Below are 21,538 nucleotides of genomic sequence, written 5' to 3' on the forward strand. Positions count from 1 at the left end.
AACAGCTCAGTTGGAGCCGCCGAACCGTTCCGCCAGTGTCCGCCGGTCGACCTTGCCGATGCCGCGGCGCGGAATCTCGCCGATGATGTGGATTTCCCGCGGTGCCGCCGTGACGTCCAGTGTCGTTGCGACGTGCGCGCGGATGTCGGCCAGCGTCGGGACGGTACGCCCCGGTGCCACGACAACCGCAGCCGCGACCCGCTGCCCCAACCGTTCGTCGTCGACTCCGAATACCACGCATTCGGCCACCGCGTCGTGCGACGCCACCGCTGCCTCCACCAGTTGCGGCAGCACGGTCAACCCGCCTGTGCTGATCGCGTCGTCGACTCGGCCCAGAACGGTCAGCATCCCCGAGTCATCAATCGCGCCAATATCATCGGTGCGAAACCAGCCCGGCTCGACGAACGGGTCGGGGTCGACGGGATTGCGGTAGCCCTTGGCCAGCGTCGCGCCGCCGAGCACCACGCGTCCATCATCGATGCGCACCCGCACACCGTCGAGCGGCAACCCGTCGTACACGCAGCCGCCGGCGGTCTCGCTCATGCCGTACGTGCGGACCACGGGAATGCCCACGGCCGCGGCTCGGTGTGCGACCCCGGCAGGCATCGGCCCGCCGCCGATCAGCACGGCATCCATCGACGCCAACGCCTCGGTAGCACCGGCATCGCGCAGTGCCTTGTCGAGCTGCGCAGCCACCAACGACACATACCGCCGGCCCGAACCGAGGGAGTCGACAGCCCAAACCAGTTCTACCGCAGAGAAACCCGCCGGTATTGCGACCGGCGCAGTCCCCGCAATGACACTGCGCACCAAGACCTGCAGCCCGGCCACATGATGGGCGGGTAGCGCCAGCAGCCACCGTCCTGCGCCACCGAGGCGGGCATGGGTGGCCTCGGCGCTGGCCGTCAACGCCGACGCGGTCAGCAACGCGCCCTTGGGTGTCCCTGTTGTGCCAGACGTCGACACCACGACGGCCACATCGTCGTCGACCTCCGAGTCTGCCCGCAATGACGTTGTGATCAGCGAGGTTTCGCGCTCGTCCTCCTTCGGCACCGGCAACAGCGTCGCGCGTCCGGCGAGCGCCGCTTCCACCATGGGCAGCACCGAAGGCGCCGTAGCACCAGAGGGGACGGCGACGGGGCGGAGGACGGCTATGCGCTCACCTCCGGATCACTCGGGTCGTCGAGCGGCCAGCGCACGGCGCCAGCCGAGGTCCAGAAAGGTCACGAATCCCTCCGAAGTATCGCGTTCGGTCTATTTGCGGTTGTCGCGGCGCAGCGGATGGTTCTCGGGCACCTGCACGAAGATCAGCAGTGTCCCGTCGGGATCGGTCACGTGCATCTCGTGCAGGCCCCACGGCTCCTGACGTGCCTCGCGGTCGATCGGCACGCCACGCCCGGTCAATTCCTGCTCGGTGGCGTAGATGTCCCGGACCTGAAGCCACATCGTCCCGCCGGCGGTCGGGGCGCCGTGGCCGGCGATCTCGATCAGTGACTGGCCGGCGTAGAACACCGTGCCCGCACCGTAGTCACGGGCGATCGCCAATCCGATCTCGTCGCGGTAGAACGTCAGCGAGCGTTCGTAATCCGCGGGCCGAATGATCATGCGGCTGGCCAGGATCTCCATACGAACGTGTCTATCACGCTCGGTCAGCCGATTCGACGGTCGACGCCCGCCCAGTACGGTTCGCGAAGCGCTCGCTTGAGCAGCTTGCCGCTCGGGTTGCGGGGCAGCACTTCGGCGAAGTCGACAGACTTGGGCAACTTGAAACCGGCAAGCCGTTCGCGCGCGTAAGCGATGAGCTCGGCCTCGGTCGGTGCGGCCCCTGCTACGGGCACGACGACGGCCTTGACCGCCTCGCCCCACCTCTCATCGGGGATTCCGATGATGGCCACATCGCCGACGGCGGGATGGGTCATCAAAACGTTCTCGACCTCGGTGGGGTACACGTTCTCCCCGCCGGAGACGATCATGTCCTTCTTCCGGTCGTGCAGGTAGACAAAGCCGTCGTGGTCGACGTAGCCGGCGTCGCCGGTCTTCAACCACCCGTCGTGGGTGACCGTCGCTGCCGTCGCGTCGGGGTTGTTCCAGTAGCCGCGCATGTTCTGCGCCGACCGCGTCCACACCTCACCGACTGTGCCGGTGGGTAGCTCGCAGCCGTCGTCGCCGACGATGCGCAGCTCCACCCACCGGTAGGGCTTACCGCAGGAGCGCAGCAGTTCCGGACGTCGCGACGGATCGTGAACGTCGAGTTGTGTTACCGAGCCGGTGGTTTCGGTCAACCCATACACCTGGATGAACTCACACCCGAAGCGGTCGAGCCCCTTCACCAGCACGTCGTCGGTGATGGGCGAAGCGCCGTAGACGATGGCCCGTACGCTCGAGAAGTCGGCGCTGTCGACCCCCGGCGCGCCGAGCATCATCTGGATCACCGCGGGCACCAGCAGCAGGTTGGTGATCCGATGTCGGACAACGGAATCCAGAATCGCGGCCGGATCGACGTCGCGCAGCACCACGGTGGTGGCGCCTTCGTACATTCCGACGAGCACCCAACCTGAGCCGGCCATGTGGAACATCGGCATCACGGCCAGGCTGATGCTGTCGTCGGTGAAGCGCCATTGCTGGGCGATGCCGCTGGACTTGCAGAGGTAGTTGCCATTGGTCAGCATGACGCCCTTCGGCAGCCCGGTGGTGCCCGACGTGTACATCAGGAAGGCGATATCGTCGGGACCCGTCGTGACACCGGGGTCTTCATCGGAATGACCGGCCAGCCAGTCCTCGAACGACGGCCACCGGTCGTGCGCTCCGATCGCGACGATGTCGCCCACCGTCGTCAGCTGATCCTCGACGGCCTCGAGATGGCCGAAGAATTCGGATCCCACGACGACGATGCAGGCCTGTGCGTCCTCGATGATGTGCAGCATCTCCGGTGCGGCCAGCCGCCAATTCACCGGTACGCCAACGGCACCAAGCTTGGTGAGGCCGAACATCACCTCGAAGAACTCCGCGCCGTTCTTCTCGATGAATGCGACCCGATCACCGAATCCGACGCCAACGGCGCGGAACGCCTGGGCGACCTGGTTGGATCGTGCGTCGAGTTCGGCGAACGAGATCGTCCGTTCCCCCACGATGAGCGCGGTGGCGTCGGGCCGACGCCGCGCCTGGACGCGGACGATGTCGGCGATCGTGGTGATCACGGGTGCGGCCATCAGCTGCTGGGTTGCACGCGTTGACGTTTCATCACCGCGTTCACCGCGCCGGGGGCGAACGTATTCACCGCCTGCGCGGTGACGGCCATCCGCGGTGCGATGCGCACCGGACGGACCCGTGCCGCGGTGATCATCCAGTCCGCTGCCTCGTCGGCGCTCAATCCGGGCAGTCCTTCGTAGGCGCGGGTAGGCGCGATCATCGGTGTGAGGACGAGCGGGTAGAACAGCGTCGTCGAGTGCACCCCGTCGTCGCCCCACTCGGTTTCGATGATCCGGCTGACGGAGGTCAGCGCCGCCTTCGACGCGTTGTACACCGAGAACAGGGGTGACGATTCGTTGAGCACACCCCAGGTCGACACGTTGATGATGTGGCCGTCGCCGCGTTCGCGCATTCCCGGCGCCAGCCCACGGATCAGCCGCAGCGGCGAGTAGTAGTTCAGTGACATCGTGCGCTCGACGTCATGCCAGCGGTCCAGAGACTCCGCCAACGGCCTACGGATCGAGCGCCCCGCGTTGTTGATCAGGATGTCGACGCCGCCGAGGTCGCGCTCGAGCGTGGCGACCAGTTCGTCGACGGCGTCCAGGTCCGACAGGTCGCACGCGTGGGCCGTCGCCGTCCCGCCGTCGGCGGTGATCCGGTCGACCAACTCGTCGAGGAGTTCCTGGCGACGGGCGGCGACCACCACCGTCGCACCGCGTCGGGCGAACTTCGCCGCCGCCGCCTCGCCGATGCCCGACGACGCCCCGGTCAGCAGGATCCGCTTGCCCTTGAGCTCGATCTCTTCGCGGTCTGGGCGGCGCATCATCAATTGCGGGGCCAGCGGTGGTCGCATGCCGGCCAGCAGCACCTGTTCGGAGAGCCAGCGCAGCGGGTTCTTGCTCACGCGGCGAGTCTAGGTGGCGCCGTTTTGTGCACGATTTCCGGCGCTCACCGCCGCAAATCGTGCACAACTCGCAACTCAGAAGTAGCGGGGGAACTGGCTCCAGTCCGGATCGCGCTTCTCCAGGAACGCGTCGCGGCCCTCGACGGCCTCGTCGGTCATGTACGCCAATCGCGTTGCCTCACCGGCGAACAGCTGCTGACCCATCAGCCCATCGTCGGTCAGGTTGAACGCGTACTTGAGCATCCGGATCGCCTGCGGTGACTTGCCGTTGATGGCGGCCGCCCACTCGAGCCCGACGGTTTCCAGCGCGGCGTGCTCGACGACCTCGTTGACCGCGCCCATCGCGTGCATCTGCTCGGCGGTGTAGGGCCTGCCGAGGAAGAAGATCTCGCGGGCGAACTTCTGGCCGACCTGCTTGGCCAGATACGCGCTGCCGTAGCCGCCGTCGAAGCTGCCGACGTTGGCGTCGGTCTGCTTGAACCGCGCGTGCTCGCGGCTGGCCAGCGTGAGGTCGCAGGTCACGTGCAGGCTGTGCCCGCCGCCAGCCGCCCAGCCGTTGACCAGACAGATCACGACCTTGGGCATGAACCGGATCAGCCGCTGCACCTCGAGGATGTGCAGCCGCCCGGCACGCGCAGGATCGACCGACTCGGCGGTCTCACCCGACGCGTACTGGTAGCCGCTGCGCCCACGGATGCGCTGGTCGCCACCCGAGCAGAACGCCCAACCGCCGTCCTTCGGGCTGGGCCCGTTACCGGTGAGCAGGATGACGCCGATCTCGGGCCACATCCTGGCATGGTCGAGCACTCGATACAGCTCGTCGACGCTGTGCGGCCGGAACGCGTTGCGCACATCGGGACGATCGAAGGCCACCCGCACCGTCGGCTGTGGTTTCCCGTCGACGACATGACGGTGGTACGTGATGTCGGTCAGGTCGAACCCGTCCACGGCCTGCCACAGTGACGGGTCAAAAGGGTTGTCTTTCATGCGTTTACCGGATCGAATCGGAACACCGGGCAGCGGCCGGCGAGGGCCTCGTACTCGTCGGGGTTCGGACCGGTGATGAGGCCCGCGTTTTTCATGAAGCTGACACCGGTGGGCACCTCGACGGGGAACAGCCGCAGCAGTGGCTTGGCCTCCTCGGGCGGCAACTCGATGACGCGCACACGTTGGGAGGTCCTGCCCTGCTTCAATTCCGCCTCACCGGCTGCCCGCAGGTTGGCCGCCCAATCGCTGCCCGGCAGGCCGCCGAGCACGTAGCGCTTCCCCTCGACGGTCATCGGGGTGATCGGCGTCGACCGTGGCTTACCCGATTTCCGACCGGGGACCACGAGGATCACCGGTCCCTTCTCGCCCATCGGCAGACCGATTTTCTGGATACCGATCATGACTTTGTTGACGTACTTCAGCCACCACGGCGGCCGGATACGCGCGCTGTCGGACATGGCTGGAACGCTACGCGACCGGGTCGATGCGAAACACGGGCAGTCGTCCCGCCAGGCCCACCAACTCGTCGACGGTCCCCGTCTTCAGCACGCCTGCTCGCTTCATGACGTCGACGCCGTCCGCCACCTGAACGGGGAACTCCCGCAGGATCGGTCGAGCATCTTCGGCGCTCAGTTCGACCATTCGCACTGTCTCCGACCGTCTGCCCTGGGCCAGGGTCACCTCTGCGGCGGCGCGCACGTTGCGGACCCAGTCGGCGCCCGGATAACCGTTGACGACAAATCGTTTGCCGTTCAGGTGCATCGGTGTGACCGGAGTCGAGCGTGGCCTGCCCGTGTTTCGGCCCGGCACCGTCAGCACCACCGGTGACTCACGTCGTGAGATCGGCACGCCGACCCGCACCAGCCTCACGACGACCTTGTTCGCGTACTTCAGCCACCACGGCGCTCGGATCGGCTCGGGACCCGTCATGGCTGCACACCGTAATCGGCCAAGGCGGTGCGCAAGCCGTCGCGGCGCTCTGCCGTCGGCAACGGATCGACGAGCACGAATCCACAGCCCAGCGCGCGCGCACCGCCGTCGGCCTCGTCGCTGTCGCCGACCATGACCGCCCGCGCGGCCTGCACGTCGAGCCGGTCCAGCGCGGTCTGGAAAATCGCCGCGTCGGGCTTGACGGCGCCGACTTCGAACGACAACACAAATTCGTCGACGAACTCGGCGGCTCCGATCGACTCGAACGCCGGCCGCACGTCGAAGGCGATGTTCGACACGACAGCGGTCTTGATGCCCTGGCTGTGCAGGCCCTCCAGCACGCCGGCGGTGTCGGGGTACGGCGTCCAGTTCAGCGGGTCGATCATCAGGCCGTAAAGCGCTTCGGCGTGGTGGTCGGCCACCCCCGACTCGCGAAGGACATGCAGGTAGGCCTCGCGGTGCAGGTGCGGGGCGAGGTCACGGTTGATCCATGCGTGATGGGCGTCAGGAGGCATGTCCACGTGCTGGCCCGTGGGTGCGGTCATCCTGCGCATCAGCTCGGCCTGGACGTGGCCGTCGATCTGGCGTTCGTCGACTTCGATGCCGTGGAACCAGCTGTCGTCCTCCTCCAGCCGGAACAGCGTGCCGGAGAAATCGAACAGAGCAGCTTTGATGCGATCCACCCGCACCATGCTGCCAGGTGTGAGAATTGGCGAAATTGGCTAATTAACCACCCGTGATGAAGTTCGAGCAGGCCGTCGTGGTGGTGCCCGCGCACAACGAGATCGACCGTTTGCCGCGCAGCCTGTCCGCGCTGCTCGCGACGTCGATGAGCGCGCAGATGCCGGTGTTGATCGTCGTGGTGCTCGATTCTTGCGACGACGGGAGCGATCGCCTCATCGGGCGCTACGGCCCCAACGTGCATTTCGTCTCGACCGACGTGGCCAACGTCGGCGCCGCCCGCGCCGCCGGGTTCGAGTGCGCGCGCTCCGTGTGCACCGACGTCGAGCCCGCCCGCACCTGGTTCGCCACCACGGACGCCGACACCATCGTCGGCAGTCGGTGGCTGTCGCAGATGACGCAAGCCGGCGCCGACATGGTGCTCGGCACGGTGCGCATACCGGTGTGGCGGCTCCCGGTCGAGGCGGCCCGCCGCTACCGAGCGGCCTACAACTCGAAGGGGCCGGGACACGATCACGTCCACGGCGCAAACATGGGCTTCCGGGCCGACGCGTACTGGGGCGTCGGCGGCTTCCGTGCCCTGAGCACCGGTGAGGACGTCGACCTCGTAGAGCGATTCGAGGTTGCGCACCTGAGCATCCACCGCGACGCAAAGCTCACAGTGGCGACCTCGGCCCGCGAGCAGGGCCGCGCACCCGGCGGATTCGCCGCCCACCTTCGCGGGCTGGGCCGGCCACGGCGCAAGGTGCGTGCTGAGACATGACAAGTGGACTGCTCAGCCGTTGGTTGGATTCCGGAGCGCTGGACTTACCGCTGCCCGGCGGCGGCGAAACGGCCCGACGTTGGCACCGCCTCGCCGAGCTGGCCGAGGTCGACGTGGTCGCCGCCCGACTCGCCGAGGCCCATACCGATGCGGTCGCGATCCTCGCCGAACTCGGTGGATCCGAGTCGAAATCCGGTCAGCTGTGGGGCGTTTGGGCGGCCGAGTCACGCGATGCGGTGCTGAGCGCGCACGGCGACGGCGAGGCGACGTCACTGAACGGCACGAAAGTGTGGTGCTCGGGGGCCGGACTGTGCACGCATGCTCTCGTCACCGCGCGACTCGACTCCGGCGAGCGCGGATTGTTCGCAGTCGATCTGCGGAACCCAGGAGTGCGGCCTTTGCCGAGCGGGTGGCGCAACCCTGGGATGGCCGAATCCGATACCCGCTCAGTGCAATTCAGTGATGCACCGGCCAAGCCCGTCGGCCGGCCCGGCGAGTATCTGTCGCGGCCCGGGTTCTGGCACGGCGCCATCGGAGTCGCGGCATGCTGGCTGGGCGGGGCGCGCGCCGTCGCCCAGCCACTGTATGCCCGTCCTGCGCACGATCCCGTCGACCCGCACACGCTGGCGCACCTGGGCGCAGTTGACGCCGCACTGGCGGCTGGCGAAGCCATGCTGGACAGCGCGGCGGTTGCGGTCGACAACGATCCGTTGAACCGTAAAGGTGCGGCCGAGATGATCGCGCGACGAACGCGTGCGGTGATCGAAACCGCGGTCGAGGTATCGATCGGAAGAACGGGTCGCGCCCTGGGCCCGGCGCCGCTGTGCCAGGACGCGCAGCACGCGAAACGCGTCGCCGACCTGACGGTCTACGTAAGGCAGAGCCACGCCGAGCGCGATCTCGAGCGGCTGGGCGTGCTGGCGGGAACCGCACCATGACCGTGGCGAATGTAGACAACTGCGCGCGCTTCGCGGCGCGGCCCCTTACCGACGTTGGTACGCCAACGGAGGAGTGGCTCGATGCGCTCGCGGATGTACCCGAACTGGATGTTGGCGGCTGCGACGAAATCATTGTCGTGGCAGCGCATCCCGACGACGAGACGCTCGGATTCGGCGCGTCGATGGTCGCCCTCGCCGAGCAGGGAGTGCGGGTACAGGTCGTCGCCGCCAGCGACGGCGGAGCCTCGCGTCAGGGCATCGGGCTGTTGGAGCGTCTGCAGCTGGAACGTGCCCGCCGCGCCGAACTGCACGAAGCCATTTCGGTGCTGGGGGTTCCCGCGCCGATCTGTCTCGGCATGCCCGACGGTGAGCTGAGCGATCACGAGGATCGGCTTGCGGACCTGCTGACCGAGATCCTGGCGGCGAGGACGAGCCGGACGTGGATCGCGGCGACGTGGCGTGGCGATGGGCACCCCGACCACCAGGCCGTAGGCCGTGCCGCGGCGACCGCCGCGCATGGCTGTGACGCGGTGTTGCTGGAGTATCCGATCTGGATGTGGCACTGGGCCACACCCGGGGACATCGCCTTGCCGTGGAATCGGGTGCTCGCCATGCCGATCACTCCACACGCTTTCGACCGCAAAACGGCGGCCGTGCGGTGTTACCGCACACAGGTCGAGCCGGACGGTGCCGATGCGCCGCTGCTGCCGTCGTTCGTACTACGGCGGCTGCTCGCCGTCAGGGAGGTGGTGTTCTGATGCCCACTCGGCTATCGACCGGGTATTTCGACCGGATCTACTCCGAGTCCGAAGATCCTTGGCAGCTCGGAGGACGGTGGTATGAGCAGCGCAAGTATGCGATCACGTTGGCGCTGTTGCCCTATCGGCGCTACCGCCATGCCTTCGAACCGGGCTGTTCGATCGGTGTGCTCACCGAACAACTCACCACACGGTGTGATCACGTCACGAGCACCGATATCGCGAGTGCGGCGCTGGACGCCGCGCACAGACGGCTCATCGACGCGGGCCGGCGTCAGAACGTGACGCTGCTTCGCAGGTCGGTGGACGACCCGTGGCCGCAGGACGGATTCGATCTGGTGGTGTTGTCCGAGCTCTGCTACTACCTGCATCCCGAGGTGCTACGCGACACCCTGGACCGCGAGATACCGCGTTTGAGGTCCGGCACGACGGTCGTCGCCGCGCACTGGCGTCACCCGGTGGCCGAATACCCGATGACGGGGGACTACGCGACAGACGTCATCGCCGCGACGTCGGATCTGCATCACCTGGGCGGATACCGCGACGCGGACGTGATCGTCGAGGTATTCGATACCGGTTCCTCGAAATCGGTGGCCGCGCGGACGGGTGTGCCGGGGGCTTAGCCACGCGCGCGAACGGCCTTGTCGGCCAATACTTCCCGCTCCCGCTCGTTGTCGGTCAATTCGGTGGCGCGATCGAACTCGTCGGCGGCCTCGGCATTGCGGCCCAGCCGGATGAGGAACTCCCCGCGCACGCTGGGCACCAGGTACGAGCCGTCGAGACCGGTCAAGCCGTCGACGATCGCCAGCGCCTCGGCGGGTTCGCCGGCCATCGCGACCGCGACGGCACGGTTGAGATGGACGATGGGCGACGGTGACACCTGGACAAGCCCGTCGTACAGCATGACGATGTGCTTCCAGTCGGTGTCACCGGCCGTGGGTGCGGTGGCGTGGCATTCCGCTATTGCCGCCTGCAGGCCGTACGAACCCCAGCCGACACCCTTGCGCCGCAACGCGTCTGCCGATCGCTCCAGTGCCGCCACGCCGCGCTGGATCTGCGCGCGATCCCACCGCGCCCGGTTCTGAGCCTCCAGCAGGATCGGCCTGCCGTCGCTGTCGGTGCGGGCCGCGAACCGCGACGACTGGAACTCCATCAGCGAAACCAGGCCGTGCACCTCCGGCTCGTCGGGTGCCAGCGCGGCGAGCACGCGGCCCAACCGCAAAGCCTCACTGCACAGTTCGTCGCGGATCCAGCGCTGTCCGAACGACGCCGAATAGCCCTCGTTGTAGATGAGGTAGATCACCGACAGCACAGCCGACAGACGCTGCGGATACTCCGAGCGGTCCGGCACCTCGAACGGCACATTCGCTTCGGACAGGGTCTTCTTCGCGCGGGTGATGCGCGCGGCGATCGTCGCCTTGGACGTGAGGAAGGCGCGGGCGATCTCCTCGGTCGTCAGACCGCCGACGACACGCAGCGTCAGTGCGATCTGACCTTCGCGGGAGAGCACGGGGTGCGCCGAGATGAACACCAGACGCAACACGTCGTCGTCGATGTGGTCGGGATCCCACGCCTCGGCGGAGTCCTGGTCCTGCGTTTCCAGTTCGTGCGCCAGCACGGCGTACTTCGCGTCGAGATTTTCCTGACGCCGCCACTGGTCGATCGCCTTGCGCTTGGCCACCGCGGTCAACCAGGCGCCGGCATTGCGCGGCACACCCGAGGAGGGCCATTGGGTCAGCGCGTCGAGGAGCGCCTCCTGCGCCAAATCCTCCGCGAAGCCGACGTCGCCGACCACCCGCGTCAACGTCGCAACGATCTTGGCGGCCTCCATCCGCCACACCGCGTCGATCGTCTGTTGGATGAGCGGCACCCCACCATTCTGCCGAGGACGGGGAAAATGCTCCGACACGCCGCTGAAATGGCGGCCTTTGCCGCGGTTCGCGCAGGAGAGTTGACGGTGATGACGCACCGACTCGTGACCGCTTACCGGGAAGGCCGCAAGGCCTACCCGCAGCGGATCGCGAACCCGTACGCGGGTATCGGGGACCGGACCGTCGCGCGGATGTGGCGGATGGGCTGGCGGCGCGCCGCCGACGACAGTCGCGGTATCCCCAGTGAACGGGAGCGTATCGAGCGGCTGGCCGCCGAGATCGATGACCTCCTGGAATAGCCGTCTCGACGCTCTGCTCGCCCGGGAGAACCGCGTCATCGTCGGTATCACCGGGTCGCCCGGCGCGGGCAAGACGGCGTTGGCGCGTCAGGTCGCGTCATCAATTGATGACGCGGTGCACGTGCCCATGGACGGCTTTCACCTCGCGGACGCGGAGCTGCGGCGGCTGGGCCGGCTCGATCGCAAGGGCGCGATCGACACCTTCGACGCGTACGGGTATCTCGCGCTGCTGCAACGCATCCGCCGAGGCGGCGAGGCTGTCTATGCCCCGGCTTTCGACCGCGATATCGAGCAACCGGTCGCGGGCAGCATCCGCGTGGAGCCGACGGCGAGGCTCATCGTGACCGAGGGTAACTATCTGCTCGATGACGACGAGCCGTGGCCGCTGGTGCGGCGCACGCTGGACGAGGTGTGGTTCGTCGACTGCGCGCCCGATGAGCGTCGACGCCGGCTCATCGCACGCCATATCGAGTTCGGCAAGTCGCCCGAGCGGGCGCAGGCGTGGGTGCGCGCCATCGACGAGCCGAACGCCGAGCGCATCGACCGCGGCCGCGGTAGAGCCGACCTAGTGATCTAGCGCATCGCGAGTGACCGTGTTGGCACTGCGACACGCCGCTATTGGGCGGACCGAAGCGGTCGCTCGCGGCTGACGGGCGGGGCTCGCGAACAACTCAGCCGATCGCGCGGTCGGCGCCCTCCCAGAACTGTGCGCGCACCGCCTTCTTGTCCGGCTTGCCAAGCGCGGTCACCGGCACCGAATCGACGATGATGACCTGCTTGGGCGACTGCACCGAGCCCTTGCGCTCCTTGACCGCCGACTGGATCTCGGCCGTCATCGTCGCGATCGCCGCCTCGTCGGTCGGGGCATCGGGCCGCAGCACCACCACGGCGGTCACCGCCTCACCCCACTTCTCGTCGGGGGTGCCGATCACGCACACCTGTGCAACCGAAGGATGCTCTGCGACAACGTCTTCCACCTCACGCGGGAACACGTTGAAGCCGCCGGTGACGATCATGTCCTTGGTTCGGTCGACGATGTACCAGAAGCCGTCCTCGTCCTCGCGGGCCAGGTCGCCGGTGTGCATCCAGCCGTCCCTGAACGTCTCGGCCGTCGCCTCCGGCTTGTTCCAGTAGCCGCCGGACACCAGCGGACCGGACACGCAGATCTCGCCGACCTCACCCTGGGGCACCTGGTTTCCGTCGCCATCGAGCAGCGCGGTTCGCGCGAACACCGTCGGCCGCCCGCAGGACGTCAGCCGCTTCTCGTCGTGATCGCCCTTGGGCAGGTAGGTGATGACCATCGGTGCCTCGGACTGGCCGTAGTACTGCGCGAAGATCGGGCCGAACCGGTCGATCGCCTCCTTCAGGCGCACCGGGTTCATTGCCGAGGCGCCGTAGTACACCGTCTCCAGTGACGACAGGTCGCGGGTGTGCGAGTCCGGGTGATCCATTAGCGCGTAGATCATCGACGGCACCAGCATCGTGGCCGTGATCTTCTGCTCCTCAATGGTTTTCAGCACCTCGGCCGGATCGAACTTCGTGAGCACCACCAGCTCGCCGCCCTTGATGATGGTCGGCACGAAGAAGGCCGCGCCTGCGTGCGACAGCGGCGTGCACATGAGGAATTTCGGGCGATCGGGCCACTCCCACTCGGCGAGCTGAATGGTCGTCATGGTGGTGATCGACTGCGCGGTGCCGATCACGCCCTTGGGCTTGCCGGTGGTGCCGCCGGTGTAAGCCATGCCTCCGATGTGGTCCGGCGGCAGGTCAGCGGCGACCAACGGCTTCGGCGAGTACTTGGCGGCTTCGGCGGTGAGGTCCACGCCGACCTCGGCGAGTTCCTCGGGGACCGGGCCGATCGTCAGCACCTGCTTGAGACCGGGAACCTTCTCGAGCAACCCCTTGGCCCGCTCGACGAACATCGGGTTGGGGTCGATGGTCAGCGACGTGACGCCGGCGTCGTTGAGCACGTAGGCGTGGTCGTCCAATGAGCCGAGAGGGTGTAGTGACAGGCGTCGGTAACCCTGCGTCTGGCCGGCCCCCAGGATCATCAGCACCTCGGGCCGGTTCAATGCCAGCAGCCCGCTCACCACCCCGGTGCCCGCGCCCAGCGCCTCGAAGGCCTGAATGTACTGGCTGATGCGCTCTGCCAGCTGGCCGCCGGTCAGGGTGGTGTCGCCGAGGAACAGCACCGGCTTGTCCTTGTTGCGCTTCAGCGCGCCGACCGTGAGGTGCCCGGAATGGATGGGATGCCGCAGCAGCGAGTCGCTCATTCCTTCAGATTAGAACGTGTTACAGAAATGGTTTCAAGGGAACCCCGAACGGGCTTTATCCGATCAATGAGTGAGAAGCGGTTGCGCGAGGCGATCCTGAGGCTGGCCTGCGAGCGGGCGCCGGGCAAAACCATCTGTCCGTCGGACGCGGCACGCGCCGTCGGGGGTGACGACTGGCGCGATTTGATGGAGGCCGCCCGCGACATCGCGCGAGACCTCGCGAGAGCCGGCGACGTGGAGATCATGCAGCGCGGCGAGGTGATCGACCCGGAAGCACAGTGGCGCGGACCCATCCGGATTCGCGCTCGGCCGCGGTGACGCTCAGCAACGTGAACACCTGGTTTCGCTGATTTGCTGTCGGCGCGTTTTTCGATGGGTTAGCGTGCGAATGTTCCACCCGGCGGCACAGTAGGTATGGGCGAATTTGCTTTGGCGTCAATAACATTGGGCCTCACATCGCCTTTCCGGAGCGCGAAGGAGCGAAAGATGAGCTGGACCAATGCCTCCCGTGTCGGCAGCATTGTGGCTAAGGGTGCTCTGGCCGGTGCGCTCATCGTCGTCGGCGCAACGGGCGCGGTCGGCCCGGCGATCGCGATGCCCGCCTTCGGCGGTTCGTCCATTGCCCCCGTGCCACTTCAGCCGTCCGGACCACCGACCGGGCCGGACGATCCCCGATGCATTTCGCAGCCGACCAATCCCGTGTGCCAGGGCGGTCCATACGCGCCGCCGCCGCCACCTGCGACGGGGGCGCCCACCGGCCCGGCTGATCCCGCATGCATCAGCCAGCCTGCCAACCCGGTGTGCGCGGGCGGTCCTTACGGGCTGCCGACGCCGCCGCCACCTCCGCCACCGCCGCCGCCCGCACCGCCCGCACCGCCTGCACCTCCGCCACCCCCGCCGGCGCCGCCGGTCGCGCCACCGCCACTGGCTCCGCCACCGGCGCCGCCGATCGCACCGCCACCGATGGCGCCGATCGCACCGCCACCGATGGCGCCGATCGCACCGCCACCGATGGCGCCCACGGGGATGGGCGGAATCGGCGGGATCGGCGGGCCGGCCGGCATGGGCGGAATCAGCGGCATGGGCGCCGGGATGGGCGGGATCGGCGGCCCGGCCGGGATGGGCGGGATCGGTGGAATGGGCGGAATCGGTGGAATGGGCGGTATGGGCGGAATCGGTCATATCGGCGGCATGGGCGCTGGCATGGGTGGAATGCCCGGACATGTGTAACGAGAGGAACGGCATGACCATCACTCGCGAGCTGCCCGCGGCGATCATCCTGGCCGCCGGCGTGGCGATCGGATTCCCAAGTGCCGCATCCGCCGACGGTCCCCTCCAGCCGTCACCGGGTGAGCTCAGCGGCACCTACACCTATGAGTCCGACACCGGCAGGGTCAACACATGGGTGATCACGCCGTGCGGTCCGGGTTGCGCCGACGTCGCCGTCACGCCGGTCACCGACCCGAGGGTCGCCCCGTATAGCGGACGCGCCCTGTTGAACGACGGTCGGTGGGGCATGGCTGTGCAGTACCCCGAAGCGGTTCGATGCAAGCCGCCCAATGACAACGTGACCGTCCCCGGGACAGTCGTGTTTGCATTCGACGCGGCGACGTTGGACGGCACCGCGGTCAACACGCAGTCCGCGCCGGCGTGCGGCGATCCTGCCGAGGTCGCGTACGTGAGTGGTTTCAGCTTGGCGAAAGTCGCTTAGCCACCCCGAAGCAGCGCTGCCTCGGACAAGAGCGCAGCGCTGCTTCGTAGAGAGCCGAGTTGAGTCAGCGCTTGGCGAACTTGTCGGCGTCTGCTCGGGCCTGCGCTGCGATCTTCTCGGCCAGCTCGGCCTTCCACTGGATCTCCTTCTGGACCCAGGGGTTGTCCTGCGGGAACTCCTCGGTCTCCGACACCCGGCGCACCTCGACCTTGACGCCCTTGCCGAGCGGGATCTTTTGCGCCCACTGCTTGGCTTCCTCTTTGGACGACACGTCGATGATCCAGAACCCGTTGAACAGTTCCTTGGCCTCGGTGTACGGGCCGTCGGTGACCACGGGCGGGTCGGAGTTGAAATCGACGACGAAGCCCTCCTCGGGTCCCGTGAGGCCCTCACCGGCGAGCAGCACACCGGCCTTGATGAGCTCCTCGTTGAAGCGGCCCATGTCCTCGATGATCTGGTCGAAGTCGATATCCGCCTCCGCCATGGCCGCCTCGGCCTCGGCGCTGGACCGCATGATCAGCATGTAGCGCGACATTGTTGTCTCCTTCTAGTTGGGAAGGGGCTCGTTTTCATCTTGCCCTCGTGCCTACGTCGAACGGCAACCCACTGAAATCGACACGGACAACGAAAAAAACTCATCGAATTTTCGCAACCGGCCCGAGCTCGTGCTTTGTTGGCCCAGAACCGGCCGGGTACGCGTCCGCGTTCGCGGATCCAGCGACGTAAGGGTACGAAACGGCCGAGGCGGCTGACGACGCTGAGGCCGATGACAGCGACGACAGCACGCCCGCAGCCGATCGCCGGTGGGGACGCAGCCTCCGAATCGGCACTGTCGTGATGACCTTCATTAGCACACTTGCCACTTCGGGCGTCTTCGCCTGGCAGCTCTGGCAGGACAGGTGAATCGAGCAGGGTCGAGGAGAACTTCGCCCAGGTCTTGGACGGCTCGACCGCAGCAGGGTCAAGATGACGATGAAGAATGTCGACAGTCGATGGCGGGCAACCAAGTCGAACTGCCTTGATAGCAAGCCGCATTCGCCGTATGCGGTGTTCCGCCGGGGGTAGACCCGCGGACTGCGATCCCTCCGTCGGCTCACCCGTTCGTCGTCGCCGCCCTCGATCAGGCACACCACCGCGCTGCGCTCGGTACTGCGTCCCGGGTTCGGTGGCGCTCCATAGTTTCGACAGCCGAATAGCGCCACGGCCACGGCCGGGCGGGTCATACTTTGCCGATGCCCTTCGCAGACTTGGTAATTAACGCGACCGTTCTCACCGTCGACGACGCACAACCCACTGCCGAATCGGTAGCCGTGTCCGGTGGCCGCATTGTCGCGGTCGGCGACAGGGCTGAGGTCGCAGCCTGGATCGGCCCGGACACGCACACCGAGGACCTCGGCGACGCCTGTGTCATGCCCGGACTCGTCGAGGCTCATGGGCACCCGCTGATGGAGGCGATCGTGCTGTCCGACCGGATGGTCGACATCCGCCCCGTCACACTGGCGAGCGCCGACGACGTGGTCGCGGCGGTCAAAGGCGAAGTCGCTAAGCGCGGGGCCGAGGGCGCCTACCTCAACGGATGGGACGCGCTGCTGCAGCAAGGACTGCCCGACCCGACGCTCGCCTGGCTCGACGGCATCGCCCCCGAATTCTCGCTGGTGATCATCCACAACTCCGGGCACAAGGCGTACTTCAACTCCGCGGCGGCCGCCCGCGTCGGGCTGACCGCTGACACACCGGACCCGAAGGGCGCCAAGTACGGCCGGAACGCGGACGGCTCGCTCGACGGGAGCGCCGAGGAGATCCAGGCGGTGTTCCCGCTGTTGCAGGGTGCGATCCAGCCCGCCGACTACCCGGCCATGCTGCACGCCGAACTGGCCCGGCTGAACCGCGCCGGGCTGACGACGTGCTCGGAAATGGCGTTCGACCCGGCATTCCGCCCCGTGATCGATCAGATGCGTGACGAACTCACCGTGCGGCTTCGGGTCTACGAAATGTCCACCGCCGCGATGACCACCGACCAGGTACCCGACAACGGCGACGACATGCTCCGGCAGGCGGGCATCAAGATCTGGGTCGACGGTTCGCCGTGGATCGGCAACATCGACCTGTCGTTCCCGTACCTCGACACCGCGGCCACCCGCAGCGTCGGTATCCCGAAGGGGTCGTGCGGCTGCGCGAACTACACCCGTGAGCAGCTGACCGAGATCGTCGGCGCCTACTTTCCGAAGGGCTGGCAGATGGCCTGCCACGTCCAGGGCGACGCGGGTGCCGACACCATCCTCGACGTCTACGAAGAAGCCCTGCGCGAGCACCCCCGCGACGACCATCGGCTACGCCTCGAGCACGTCGGTGCGATTCGCGACGACCAACTGCAGCGTGCTCACGATCTCGGCGTCACCTGCAGCCTGTTCGTCGACCAGATCCACTATTGGGGCGACATCGTTGTCGATGGCCTGTTCGGGCCTGAGCGCGGAAACCGTTGGATGCCTTGCGGTTCGGCGGTGGCGACGGGAATGCGCATCTCGCTGCACAACGATCCGCCCGTCACGCCTGAGGAGCCGCTGCGCAACATCAGCGTCGCCGTCACCCGCACGGCGCCCAGTGGCCGGGTCATCGGACCGGAACAGCGGATCACGGTTGATCAGGCCATTCGGGCGCAAACCATCGACGCGGCGTGGCAGCTGCACTCAGATGACGTTATCGGCTCGCTGGAAGTGGGCAAGTACGCGGACATGGTGGTGCTCTCCGCCGACCCGCGAACAGTACCGCCCGAGCAGATCGCCGACCTCGAAGTGCGTGCCACCTACCTGGCGGGCAGGCAGGTCTACGGACAATGACGCGGCCTGGGCGCAAATTCTTCGGATGCCTGGCGAAGTTCGAACCACCGCGACCGACCACGCGTAAACGGCCGGATTGGCCGAAACGCGGGTACCGCCGGCGGTGTCCGTGGCAGGCTCAGATCATGTCTGACCTGGCTGAACCCCGCTTCCTAGACGAACGCACCGCTCATTGGGCCGAAACACGGCCCGACGCCGAGGCGTTCGATTGCCTCGATCGATCCTGGACGTGGGCGGAGTGGAATGACCGCGTGCGCCGGCTGGCGGGTGCGTTGAAGGAGCGCGGCGTCAAGCGCGGCGACGTGGTGGCGTTCCTCGACAAGAACCACCCCGCCTGTGTGGAGCTGACGCTGGCCGCCGCGTCGCTGGGCGCCGCGAACGCGATCATCAACTTCCGGCTGGCCGCCGACGAGCTCGACTACGTGCTCAACGATTCGGGCGCCAAGTTGCTGATCGTGGGCAAGGAACTGCGGCCCAACGTCGACAAGATCCGCGACAAGCTCACCCACGTCGAGCACGTCATCGAGGTGACGCCTGAGGGCGGTGACGGCGACGAGTACGAGGCGATGCTCGCCGCGGCTACGCCGGTCGATCGTCAGGACGATGTCGAGCCCGACGATGTCGCGATCATCATGTATTCGTCAGGCACGACGGGCAAACCGAAGGGCGTGCAGCTGACTCAGGCGAACATCATTGCGCACACGGTGAATGCGCACGAGGGATTCGAGTTCGACGAAGGCGACAAGAACATGGTGTCGATGCCGCTGTTCCATGTCGGCGGCTCGTCCTATGTGCAATTCGGAATCCACGACGGCGTCCCCAGCGTGATGACCCGCGAGGTCGACGGCGCGTCCCTGGCCGGCGCGATCTTCAAGGGTGCCAACAGGACATTCCTGGTGCCCGCGGTGCTGGCCAAGGTGCTCGACTCCGGCGAGGACGCGGTCAAGCTGTTCGGTTCGCTGAAGACGTTCGCCTATGGCGCTTCGCCGATGCCGCTTCCGTTGCTGCGTCGGGCGCTGGAAGCATGGCCGAACACCGATTTCATGCAGGCGTACGGGCTGACCGAAGTGTGCGGCGTCATCAGCCACCTGCTTCCCGAGGCGCACCGTGACCCGGGCAAGGAGGAGCGGCTATCGAGTGCGGGCACGCTGGTTCCCAACGCGGAGGTGCGGGTGGTCGATCCCGACACCCTCAAAGACGTGCCGGAAGGTGAGCAGGGTGAATTGTGGTTCCGCTCACCACAGTTGATGAGGGGCTATCACAACAAACCGGAGGCGACGGAGGAGTCGATCACCGAGGACGGCTGGTTCCGCACCGGTGACATCGGGCGCGTCGACGACGGCGGCTACATCTTCGTCGAGGACCGACTCAAGGACATGATCATCTCCGGCGGAGAGAACATCTACTCGATCGAGGTGGAGCGGGTACTCGCCGAGCATCCCGCGGTCTCCGATGTCGCGATAATCGGTATCCCCGATGACAAGTGGGGCGAGGTCGTCAAAGCCGTTGTCCAACTTGAGGGTGAGGCCACCGAAGAAGAGTTGATCACCTTCGCCAGAGAGCGGTTGGCCGCGTACAAGTGCCCGAAGTCCGTCGATTTCAAGGACGAGTTGCCGCGGAATCCGACCGGAAAGATCCTCAAGAAAGATCTGCGCAAGCAGTACTCGTAGGCGCTAAATCGGGATCGCGACCTCGTTGCGCCGCCGGAACGGCAGCGTCCACGGCGGATCGAAGAACCACGCGACCGGCTCGCCGACGGGTTTGACATCGTTGTCGCGCAGAACCTTCCGCAGTTCTTCGGTCCGAGCGGCGACGGCCGCCGGGCCGCGGTCACCGGTGAAGCGCAGGACCGCGTAGGTCTCGGCGGGGACCTGGACCAACTGGACGTGCTCGTCATCCGGCGTCGGAAGTGTCTCCATCGTCCACTTCGACGGCATGAAGAACCGGATCATCGACTCGCCCTCGGTGTTTCGGGCCTGTGCGACCGGCGCCGTCATGGCAATCGTGTCACCGCGCTGCTGGCTGACAGGTGCCGTCATCGAGATCGTCTCGCCGCGATGGTTGCCGCCGAAGATATAACCCGCCAATCGGCGGAAGCCGATGTTGCGGGCGCGTTCGTCGTCGGCCGCCACCGCCGTTTCGGCGGCGATCCGCGGGCCGTACCGCCGGATTTCTACGCCGTCGGTGAGCTTGGTCGCCAGATAGTGGGGCTCTTCGGTGCCGACGCGGATGCCGACGATCGACAAGATCGATTCGGCAACCTGGCCAGGTATGTCGATCAGTCTCATCGACGCCGCCTGTTCAGCGCCCAGATGTGGGTTGACAGCGCGGTGGCGAACGATGTCCACGCTGCATAAGCGGCCATCGGGGCTGCCTTCCCACCACCGACGGCGACCGAGCGCCGGGTCAGGTCGGCGCTGCTGATGGACAGAATCCCGGCTGCGATTGCCGATGTGCCAAGCCAGCGGCGATTGAAGAACAACCAGGACCAGCTGCCGTTCAGGATCAGGTTCGTCACCAGCGCAGCGATATATCTCCGCCGCTCGTCTCGTAGTCCGCGTTTCTCCAATTCGTCGATCGTTGCGGCCGACACCACCGCGATGTCGGCGTACAGGACGGGCCAGACGATTGGAAAGGCTTGGCGCGGAGGTTGATACGGCGGCTTCTTCAAGTTCGCGTACCACGGTGATTGCGCAGGCCGACTGGCCAGCCCGCCGATGACGGCGGTCGCGGCGGTCGCCACGGCGGTTCCTGCGATAGTTCCTGCCTTCAAGATCTGCTCCTCGGGACATCATTAAGTTTCTTAACTATATCCAGAGGGGGCGGATCTAAACGTGGGCCAAAAGTGACCGATGCATGACGACTAAGGTCACCAGCCCGTCGAGCCCGGCACTCCTTTGAAGGGGCCCGCGACCCAACTCGTGATCCACCCGCCGTAGAAGCCCCCCGGTTGTGGAATGACCTGTTCACCGTTGACAGTGCACCGGTCCACCAGTGCGGGCATGACGGCGAGCGCGCCAGCGATCGCGGTGAATCCGCGCGTCGGTGAAACGTAGGTCCATGCCGCCCGTGGTGCGACCTGCCGTGGACTGACGAGATCGAAATAGCTTGCTTGCCCTTTCCATTCACACCATGAGGAGCCGGCCGCCGGGCGCAGACTGCCATCGATGAAGCTGCTGGCAGGCAGGTAGTACGTCGGGGGATGGCTGGTCTCGAGCACGCGCCACGCCGACGTTGTCGATGCAATGACGACGCCACCGAGTTCCACGGTGATCGAACCGCTGAACTCCTCCAACCGTGGCGGCCGCGGGTAATCCCACACCGACTCCTGGCCCGGCCGCGGCTTCTCGGGGATGGGCATGGCACCACTGTAAAGCTGGGATCGCTGAGGCGGAGC

25 protein-coding genes are annotated in these 21,538 nt (G+C 66.7%); 11 read left to right on the forward strand and 14 right to left on the reverse strand.

Annotated features, from left to right (window positions below; translation table 11 throughout):
• Nucleotides 1-6: 6 nt before the first annotated feature.
• The 8 genes from menE to G6N36_RS24845 all read right to left on the reverse strand — a co-directional run bounded on the left by menE (nt 7) and on the right by G6N36_RS24845 (nt 6,693).
• Nucleotides 7-1,095, reverse strand: coding sequence for an o-succinylbenzoate--CoA ligase (gene menE / locus G6N36_RS24810; RefSeq protein WP_220096929.1), 1,089 nt, complete (start codon nt 1,093-1,095; stop codon nt 7-9).
• Between the two features lie 159 nt (nt 1,096-1,254).
• Entirely contained in the window at nt 1,255-1,626 is a 372-nt protein-coding gene (locus tag G6N36_RS24815) for a VOC family protein (protein WP_163689403.1), read from the reverse strand.
• A 23-nt stretch (nt 1,627-1,649) separates the two neighbouring features.
• Nucleotides 1,650-3,209 (reverse strand): long-chain-fatty-acid--CoA ligase, encoded by a 1,560-nt coding sequence (locus tag G6N36_RS24820; RefSeq protein WP_179964866.1) that lies wholly within the window; start codon nt 3,207-3,209, stop codon nt 1,650-1,652.
• Entirely contained in the window at nt 3,209-4,093 is an 885-nt protein-coding gene (locus G6N36_RS24825; RefSeq protein WP_163689404.1) for an SDR family oxidoreductase, read from the reverse strand. The genes G6N36_RS24820 and G6N36_RS24825 overlap by 1 nt, the downstream gene beginning before the upstream one ends.
• Nucleotides 4,094-4,168: 75 nt before the next feature.
• Nucleotides 4,169-5,080 (reverse strand): 1,4-dihydroxy-2-naphthoyl-CoA synthase, encoded by a 912-nt coding sequence (locus G6N36_RS24830; protein WP_163689405.1) that lies wholly within the window; start codon nt 5,078-5,080, stop codon nt 4,169-4,171.
• The gene (locus G6N36_RS24835) at nt 5,077-5,538 is read right to left on the reverse strand and encodes a nitroreductase/quinone reductase family protein (protein WP_083128073.1); all 462 of its coding nucleotides are present in this window, start codon (nt 5,536-5,538) and stop codon (nt 5,077-5,079) included. Before G6N36_RS24835 ends, G6N36_RS24830 begins: the two co-directional genes overlap by 4 nt.
• Before the next feature lie 10 nt (nt 5,539-5,548).
• On the reverse strand, nt 5,549-6,010 hold the full coding sequence (locus G6N36_RS24840; RefSeq protein ID WP_163689406.1) for a nitroreductase/quinone reductase family protein: 462 nt from the start codon (nt 6,008-6,010) through the stop codon (nt 5,549-5,551).
• Entirely contained in the window at nt 6,007-6,693 is a 687-nt protein-coding gene (locus tag G6N36_RS24845; protein WP_372512239.1) for an HAD family hydrolase, read from the reverse strand. Before G6N36_RS24845 ends, G6N36_RS24840 begins: the two co-directional genes overlap by 4 nt.
• Before the next feature lie 56 nt (nt 6,694-6,749).
• On the opposite strand from G6N36_RS24845, the gene G6N36_RS24850 reads away from it, so the two are divergent.
• Genes G6N36_RS24850 through G6N36_RS24865 form a run of 4 tightly spaced genes read left to right on the forward strand, consistent with a single transcriptional unit; the run spans nt 6,750 to nt 9,773 of the window.
• Entirely contained in the window at nt 6,750-7,454 is a 705-nt protein-coding gene (locus tag G6N36_RS24850) for a glycosyltransferase family 2 protein (RefSeq protein ID WP_163689408.1), read from the forward strand.
• A complete protein-coding gene (locus tag G6N36_RS24855; protein ID WP_163689409.1) occupies nt 7,451-8,392 on the forward strand; it encodes an acyl-CoA dehydrogenase family protein in 942 nt (313 codons plus the stop codon). Before G6N36_RS24850 ends, G6N36_RS24855 begins: the two co-directional genes overlap by 4 nt.
• Nucleotides 8,389-9,150 carry a PIG-L deacetylase family protein gene (locus tag G6N36_RS24860; RefSeq protein ID WP_163689410.1) on the forward strand — a complete coding sequence of 254 codons (762 nt, stop codon included), beginning with the start codon at nt 8,389-8,391 and terminating at the stop codon, nt 9,148-9,150. The genes G6N36_RS24855 and G6N36_RS24860 overlap by 4 nt, the downstream gene beginning before the upstream one ends.
• On the forward strand, nt 9,150-9,773 hold the full coding sequence (locus G6N36_RS24865; protein ID WP_163689411.1) for an SAM-dependent methyltransferase: 624 nt from the start codon (nt 9,150-9,152) through the stop codon (nt 9,771-9,773). Before G6N36_RS24860 ends, G6N36_RS24865 begins: the two co-directional genes overlap by 1 nt.
• On the opposite strand, the gene G6N36_RS24870 is transcribed toward G6N36_RS24865, so the two are convergent.
• Complete coding sequence (locus tag G6N36_RS24870) at nt 9,770-10,981, reverse strand: RNA polymerase sigma factor (RefSeq protein WP_163690888.1); 1,212 nt, start codon at nt 10,979-10,981, stop codon at nt 9,770-9,772. The genes G6N36_RS24865 and G6N36_RS24870 overlap by 4 nt on opposite strands.
• Nucleotides 10,982-11,047: 66 nt before the next feature.
• On the opposite strand from G6N36_RS24870, the gene G6N36_RS24875 reads away from it, so the two are divergent.
• Together G6N36_RS24875 and G6N36_RS24880 are read left to right on the forward strand one after the other, a co-directional pair.
• Nucleotides 11,048-11,320 carry a hypothetical protein gene (locus G6N36_RS24875; RefSeq protein WP_235690159.1) on the forward strand — a complete coding sequence of 91 codons (273 nt, stop codon included), beginning with the start codon at nt 11,048-11,050 and terminating at the stop codon, nt 11,318-11,320.
• Nucleotides 11,304-11,897, forward strand: a complete 594-nt coding sequence (locus G6N36_RS24880) for a nucleoside/nucleotide kinase family protein (RefSeq protein ID WP_163689412.1) — start codon at nt 11,304-11,306, stop codon at nt 11,895-11,897. The genes G6N36_RS24875 and G6N36_RS24880 overlap by 17 nt, the downstream gene beginning before the upstream one ends.
• A gap of 94 nt (nt 11,898-11,991) precedes the next feature.
• Here G6N36_RS24880 and fadD8 read toward each other — a convergent pair whose 3' ends face one another.
• On the reverse strand, nt 11,992-13,593 hold the full coding sequence (gene fadD8 / locus G6N36_RS24885; RefSeq protein WP_163689413.1) for a fatty-acid--CoA ligase FadD8: 1,602 nt from the start codon (nt 13,591-13,593) through the stop codon (nt 11,992-11,994).
• A 66-nt stretch (nt 13,594-13,659) separates the two neighbouring features.
• On the opposite strand from fadD8, the gene G6N36_RS24890 reads away from it, so the two are divergent.
• From G6N36_RS24890 to G6N36_RS24900, 3 genes are all read left to right on the forward strand, one after another.
• Nucleotides 13,660-13,911 (forward strand): DUF3253 domain-containing protein, encoded by a 252-nt coding sequence (locus G6N36_RS24890; RefSeq protein WP_163689414.1) that lies wholly within the window; start codon nt 13,660-13,662, stop codon nt 13,909-13,911.
• A 168-nt stretch (nt 13,912-14,079) separates the two neighbouring features.
• Nucleotides 14,080-14,823 carry a hypothetical protein gene (locus G6N36_RS29555; RefSeq protein WP_163683909.1) on the forward strand — a complete coding sequence of 248 codons (744 nt, stop codon included), beginning with the start codon at nt 14,080-14,082 and terminating at the stop codon, nt 14,821-14,823.
• Between the two features lie 13 nt (nt 14,824-14,836).
• Nucleotides 14,837-15,304, forward strand: a complete 468-nt coding sequence (locus G6N36_RS24900; protein ID WP_163689415.1) for a hypothetical protein — start codon at nt 14,837-14,839, stop codon at nt 15,302-15,304.
• A 64-nt stretch (nt 15,305-15,368) separates the two neighbouring features.
• Here the strand turns inward: G6N36_RS24900 and G6N36_RS24905 are convergent, their stop codons facing one another.
• Entirely contained in the window at nt 15,369-15,839 is a 471-nt protein-coding gene (locus G6N36_RS24905) for a YciI family protein (RefSeq protein ID WP_163689416.1), read from the reverse strand.
• Between the two features lie 697 nt (nt 15,840-16,536).
• Between G6N36_RS24905 and G6N36_RS24910 the strand changes: the two genes are divergently transcribed.
• Entirely contained in the window at nt 16,537-18,141 is a 1,605-nt protein-coding gene (locus G6N36_RS24910) for an amidohydrolase (RefSeq protein ID WP_163689417.1), read from the forward strand.
• Between the two features lie 125 nt (nt 18,142-18,266).
• Nucleotides 18,267-19,811, forward strand: a complete 1,545-nt coding sequence (locus G6N36_RS24915) for a long-chain-fatty-acid--CoA ligase (protein WP_163689418.1) — start codon at nt 18,267-18,269, stop codon at nt 19,809-19,811.
• Between the two features lie 3 nt (nt 19,812-19,814).
• Here G6N36_RS24915 and G6N36_RS24920 read toward each other — a convergent pair whose 3' ends face one another.
• The 3 genes from G6N36_RS24920 to G6N36_RS24930 all read right to left on the reverse strand — a co-directional run bounded on the left by G6N36_RS24920 (nt 19,815) and on the right by G6N36_RS24930 (nt 21,502).
• A complete protein-coding gene (locus tag G6N36_RS24920) occupies nt 19,815-20,429 on the reverse strand; it encodes an SOUL family heme-binding protein (RefSeq protein WP_163689419.1) in 615 nt (204 codons plus the stop codon).
• Nucleotides 20,426-20,914 carry a TspO/MBR family protein gene (locus G6N36_RS24925; protein WP_163689420.1) on the reverse strand — a complete coding sequence of 163 codons (489 nt, stop codon included), beginning with the start codon at nt 20,912-20,914 and terminating at the stop codon, nt 20,426-20,428. The genes G6N36_RS24920 and G6N36_RS24925 overlap by 4 nt, the downstream gene beginning before the upstream one ends.
• 96 nt (nt 20,915-21,010) lie before the next feature.
• Nucleotides 21,011-21,502 carry a DUF427 domain-containing protein gene (locus G6N36_RS24930; RefSeq protein WP_163689421.1) on the reverse strand — a complete coding sequence of 164 codons (492 nt, stop codon included), beginning with the start codon at nt 21,500-21,502 and terminating at the stop codon, nt 21,011-21,013.
• Nucleotides 21,503-21,538 lie beyond the last annotated feature (36 nt).

Source organism: Mycolicibacterium gadium (assembly GCF_010728925.1).
Taxonomy (GTDB): domain Bacteria; phylum Actinomycetota; class Actinomycetes; order Mycobacteriales; family Mycobacteriaceae; genus Mycobacterium; species Mycobacterium gadium.

What these genes read in the sequence shown, in the direction of transcription:
- menE (WP_220096929.1), bottom strand. Translation starts at nt 1,095, where the DNA reads ATGGTGGAAGCGGCGCTCGCCGGACGCGCGACGCTGTTGCCGGTGCCG.
- G6N36_RS24815 (WP_163689403.1), bottom strand. Translation starts at nt 1,626, where the DNA reads ATGGAGATCCTGGCCAGCCGCATGATCATTCGGCCCGCGGATTACGAA.
- G6N36_RS24820 (WP_179964866.1), bottom strand. Translation starts at nt 3,209, where the DNA reads ATGGCCGCACCCGTGATCACCACGATCGCCGACATCGTCCGCGTCCAG.
- G6N36_RS24830 (WP_163689405.1), bottom strand. Translation starts at nt 5,080, where the DNA reads ATGAAAGACAACCCTTTTGACCCGTCACTGTGGCAGGCCGTGGACGGG.
- G6N36_RS24835 (WP_083128073.1), bottom strand. Translation starts at nt 5,538, where the DNA reads ATGTCCGACAGCGCGCGTATCCGGCCGCCGTGGTGGCTGAAGTACGTC.
- G6N36_RS24840 (WP_163689406.1), bottom strand. Translation starts at nt 6,010, where the DNA reads ATGACGGGTCCCGAGCCGATCCGAGCGCCGTGGTGGCTGAAGTACGCG.
- G6N36_RS24850 (WP_163689408.1), top strand. Translation starts at nt 6,750, where the DNA reads ATGAAGTTCGAGCAGGCCGTCGTGGTGGTGCCCGCGCACAACGAGATC.
- G6N36_RS24855 (WP_163689409.1), top strand. Translation starts at nt 7,451, where the DNA reads ATGACAAGTGGACTGCTCAGCCGTTGGTTGGATTCCGGAGCGCTGGAC.
- G6N36_RS24860 (WP_163689410.1), top strand. Translation starts at nt 8,389, where the DNA reads ATGACCGTGGCGAATGTAGACAACTGCGCGCGCTTCGCGGCGCGGCCC.
- G6N36_RS24865 (WP_163689411.1), top strand. Translation starts at nt 9,150, where the DNA reads ATGCCCACTCGGCTATCGACCGGGTATTTCGACCGGATCTACTCCGAG.
- G6N36_RS24870 (WP_163690888.1), bottom strand. Translation starts at nt 10,981, where the DNA reads ATGGAGGCCGCCAAGATCGTTGCGACGTTGACGCGGGTGGTCGGCGAC.
- G6N36_RS24875 (WP_235690159.1), top strand. Translation starts at nt 11,048, where the DNA reads ATGCTCCGACACGCCGCTGAAATGGCGGCCTTTGCCGCGGTTCGCGCA.
- G6N36_RS24880 (WP_163689412.1), top strand. Translation starts at nt 11,304, where the DNA reads ATGACCTCCTGGAATAGCCGTCTCGACGCTCTGCTCGCCCGGGAGAAC.
- fadD8 (WP_163689413.1), bottom strand. Translation starts at nt 13,593, where the DNA reads ATGAGCGACTCGCTGCTGCGGCATCCCATCCATTCCGGGCACCTCACG.
- G6N36_RS24890 (WP_163689414.1), top strand. Translation starts at nt 13,660, where the DNA reads ATGAGTGAGAAGCGGTTGCGCGAGGCGATCCTGAGGCTGGCCTGCGAG.
- G6N36_RS29555 (WP_163683909.1), top strand. Translation starts at nt 14,080, where the DNA reads ATGAGCTGGACCAATGCCTCCCGTGTCGGCAGCATTGTGGCTAAGGGT.
- G6N36_RS24900 (WP_163689415.1), top strand. Translation starts at nt 14,837, where the DNA reads ATGACCATCACTCGCGAGCTGCCCGCGGCGATCATCCTGGCCGCCGGC.
- G6N36_RS24905 (WP_163689416.1), bottom strand. Translation starts at nt 15,839, where the DNA reads ATGTCGCGCTACATGCTGATCATGCGGTCCAGCGCCGAGGCCGAGGCG.
- G6N36_RS24910 (WP_163689417.1), top strand. Translation starts at nt 16,537, where the DNA reads ATGCCCTTCGCAGACTTGGTAATTAACGCGACCGTTCTCACCGTCGAC.
- G6N36_RS24915 (WP_163689418.1), top strand. Translation starts at nt 18,267, where the DNA reads ATGTCTGACCTGGCTGAACCCCGCTTCCTAGACGAACGCACCGCTCAT.
- G6N36_RS24920 (WP_163689419.1), bottom strand. Translation starts at nt 20,429, where the DNA reads ATGAGACTGATCGACATACCTGGCCAGGTTGCCGAATCGATCTTGTCG.
- G6N36_RS24930 (WP_163689421.1), bottom strand. Translation starts at nt 21,502, where the DNA reads ATGCCCATCCCCGAGAAGCCGCGGCCGGGCCAGGAGTCGGTGTGGGAT.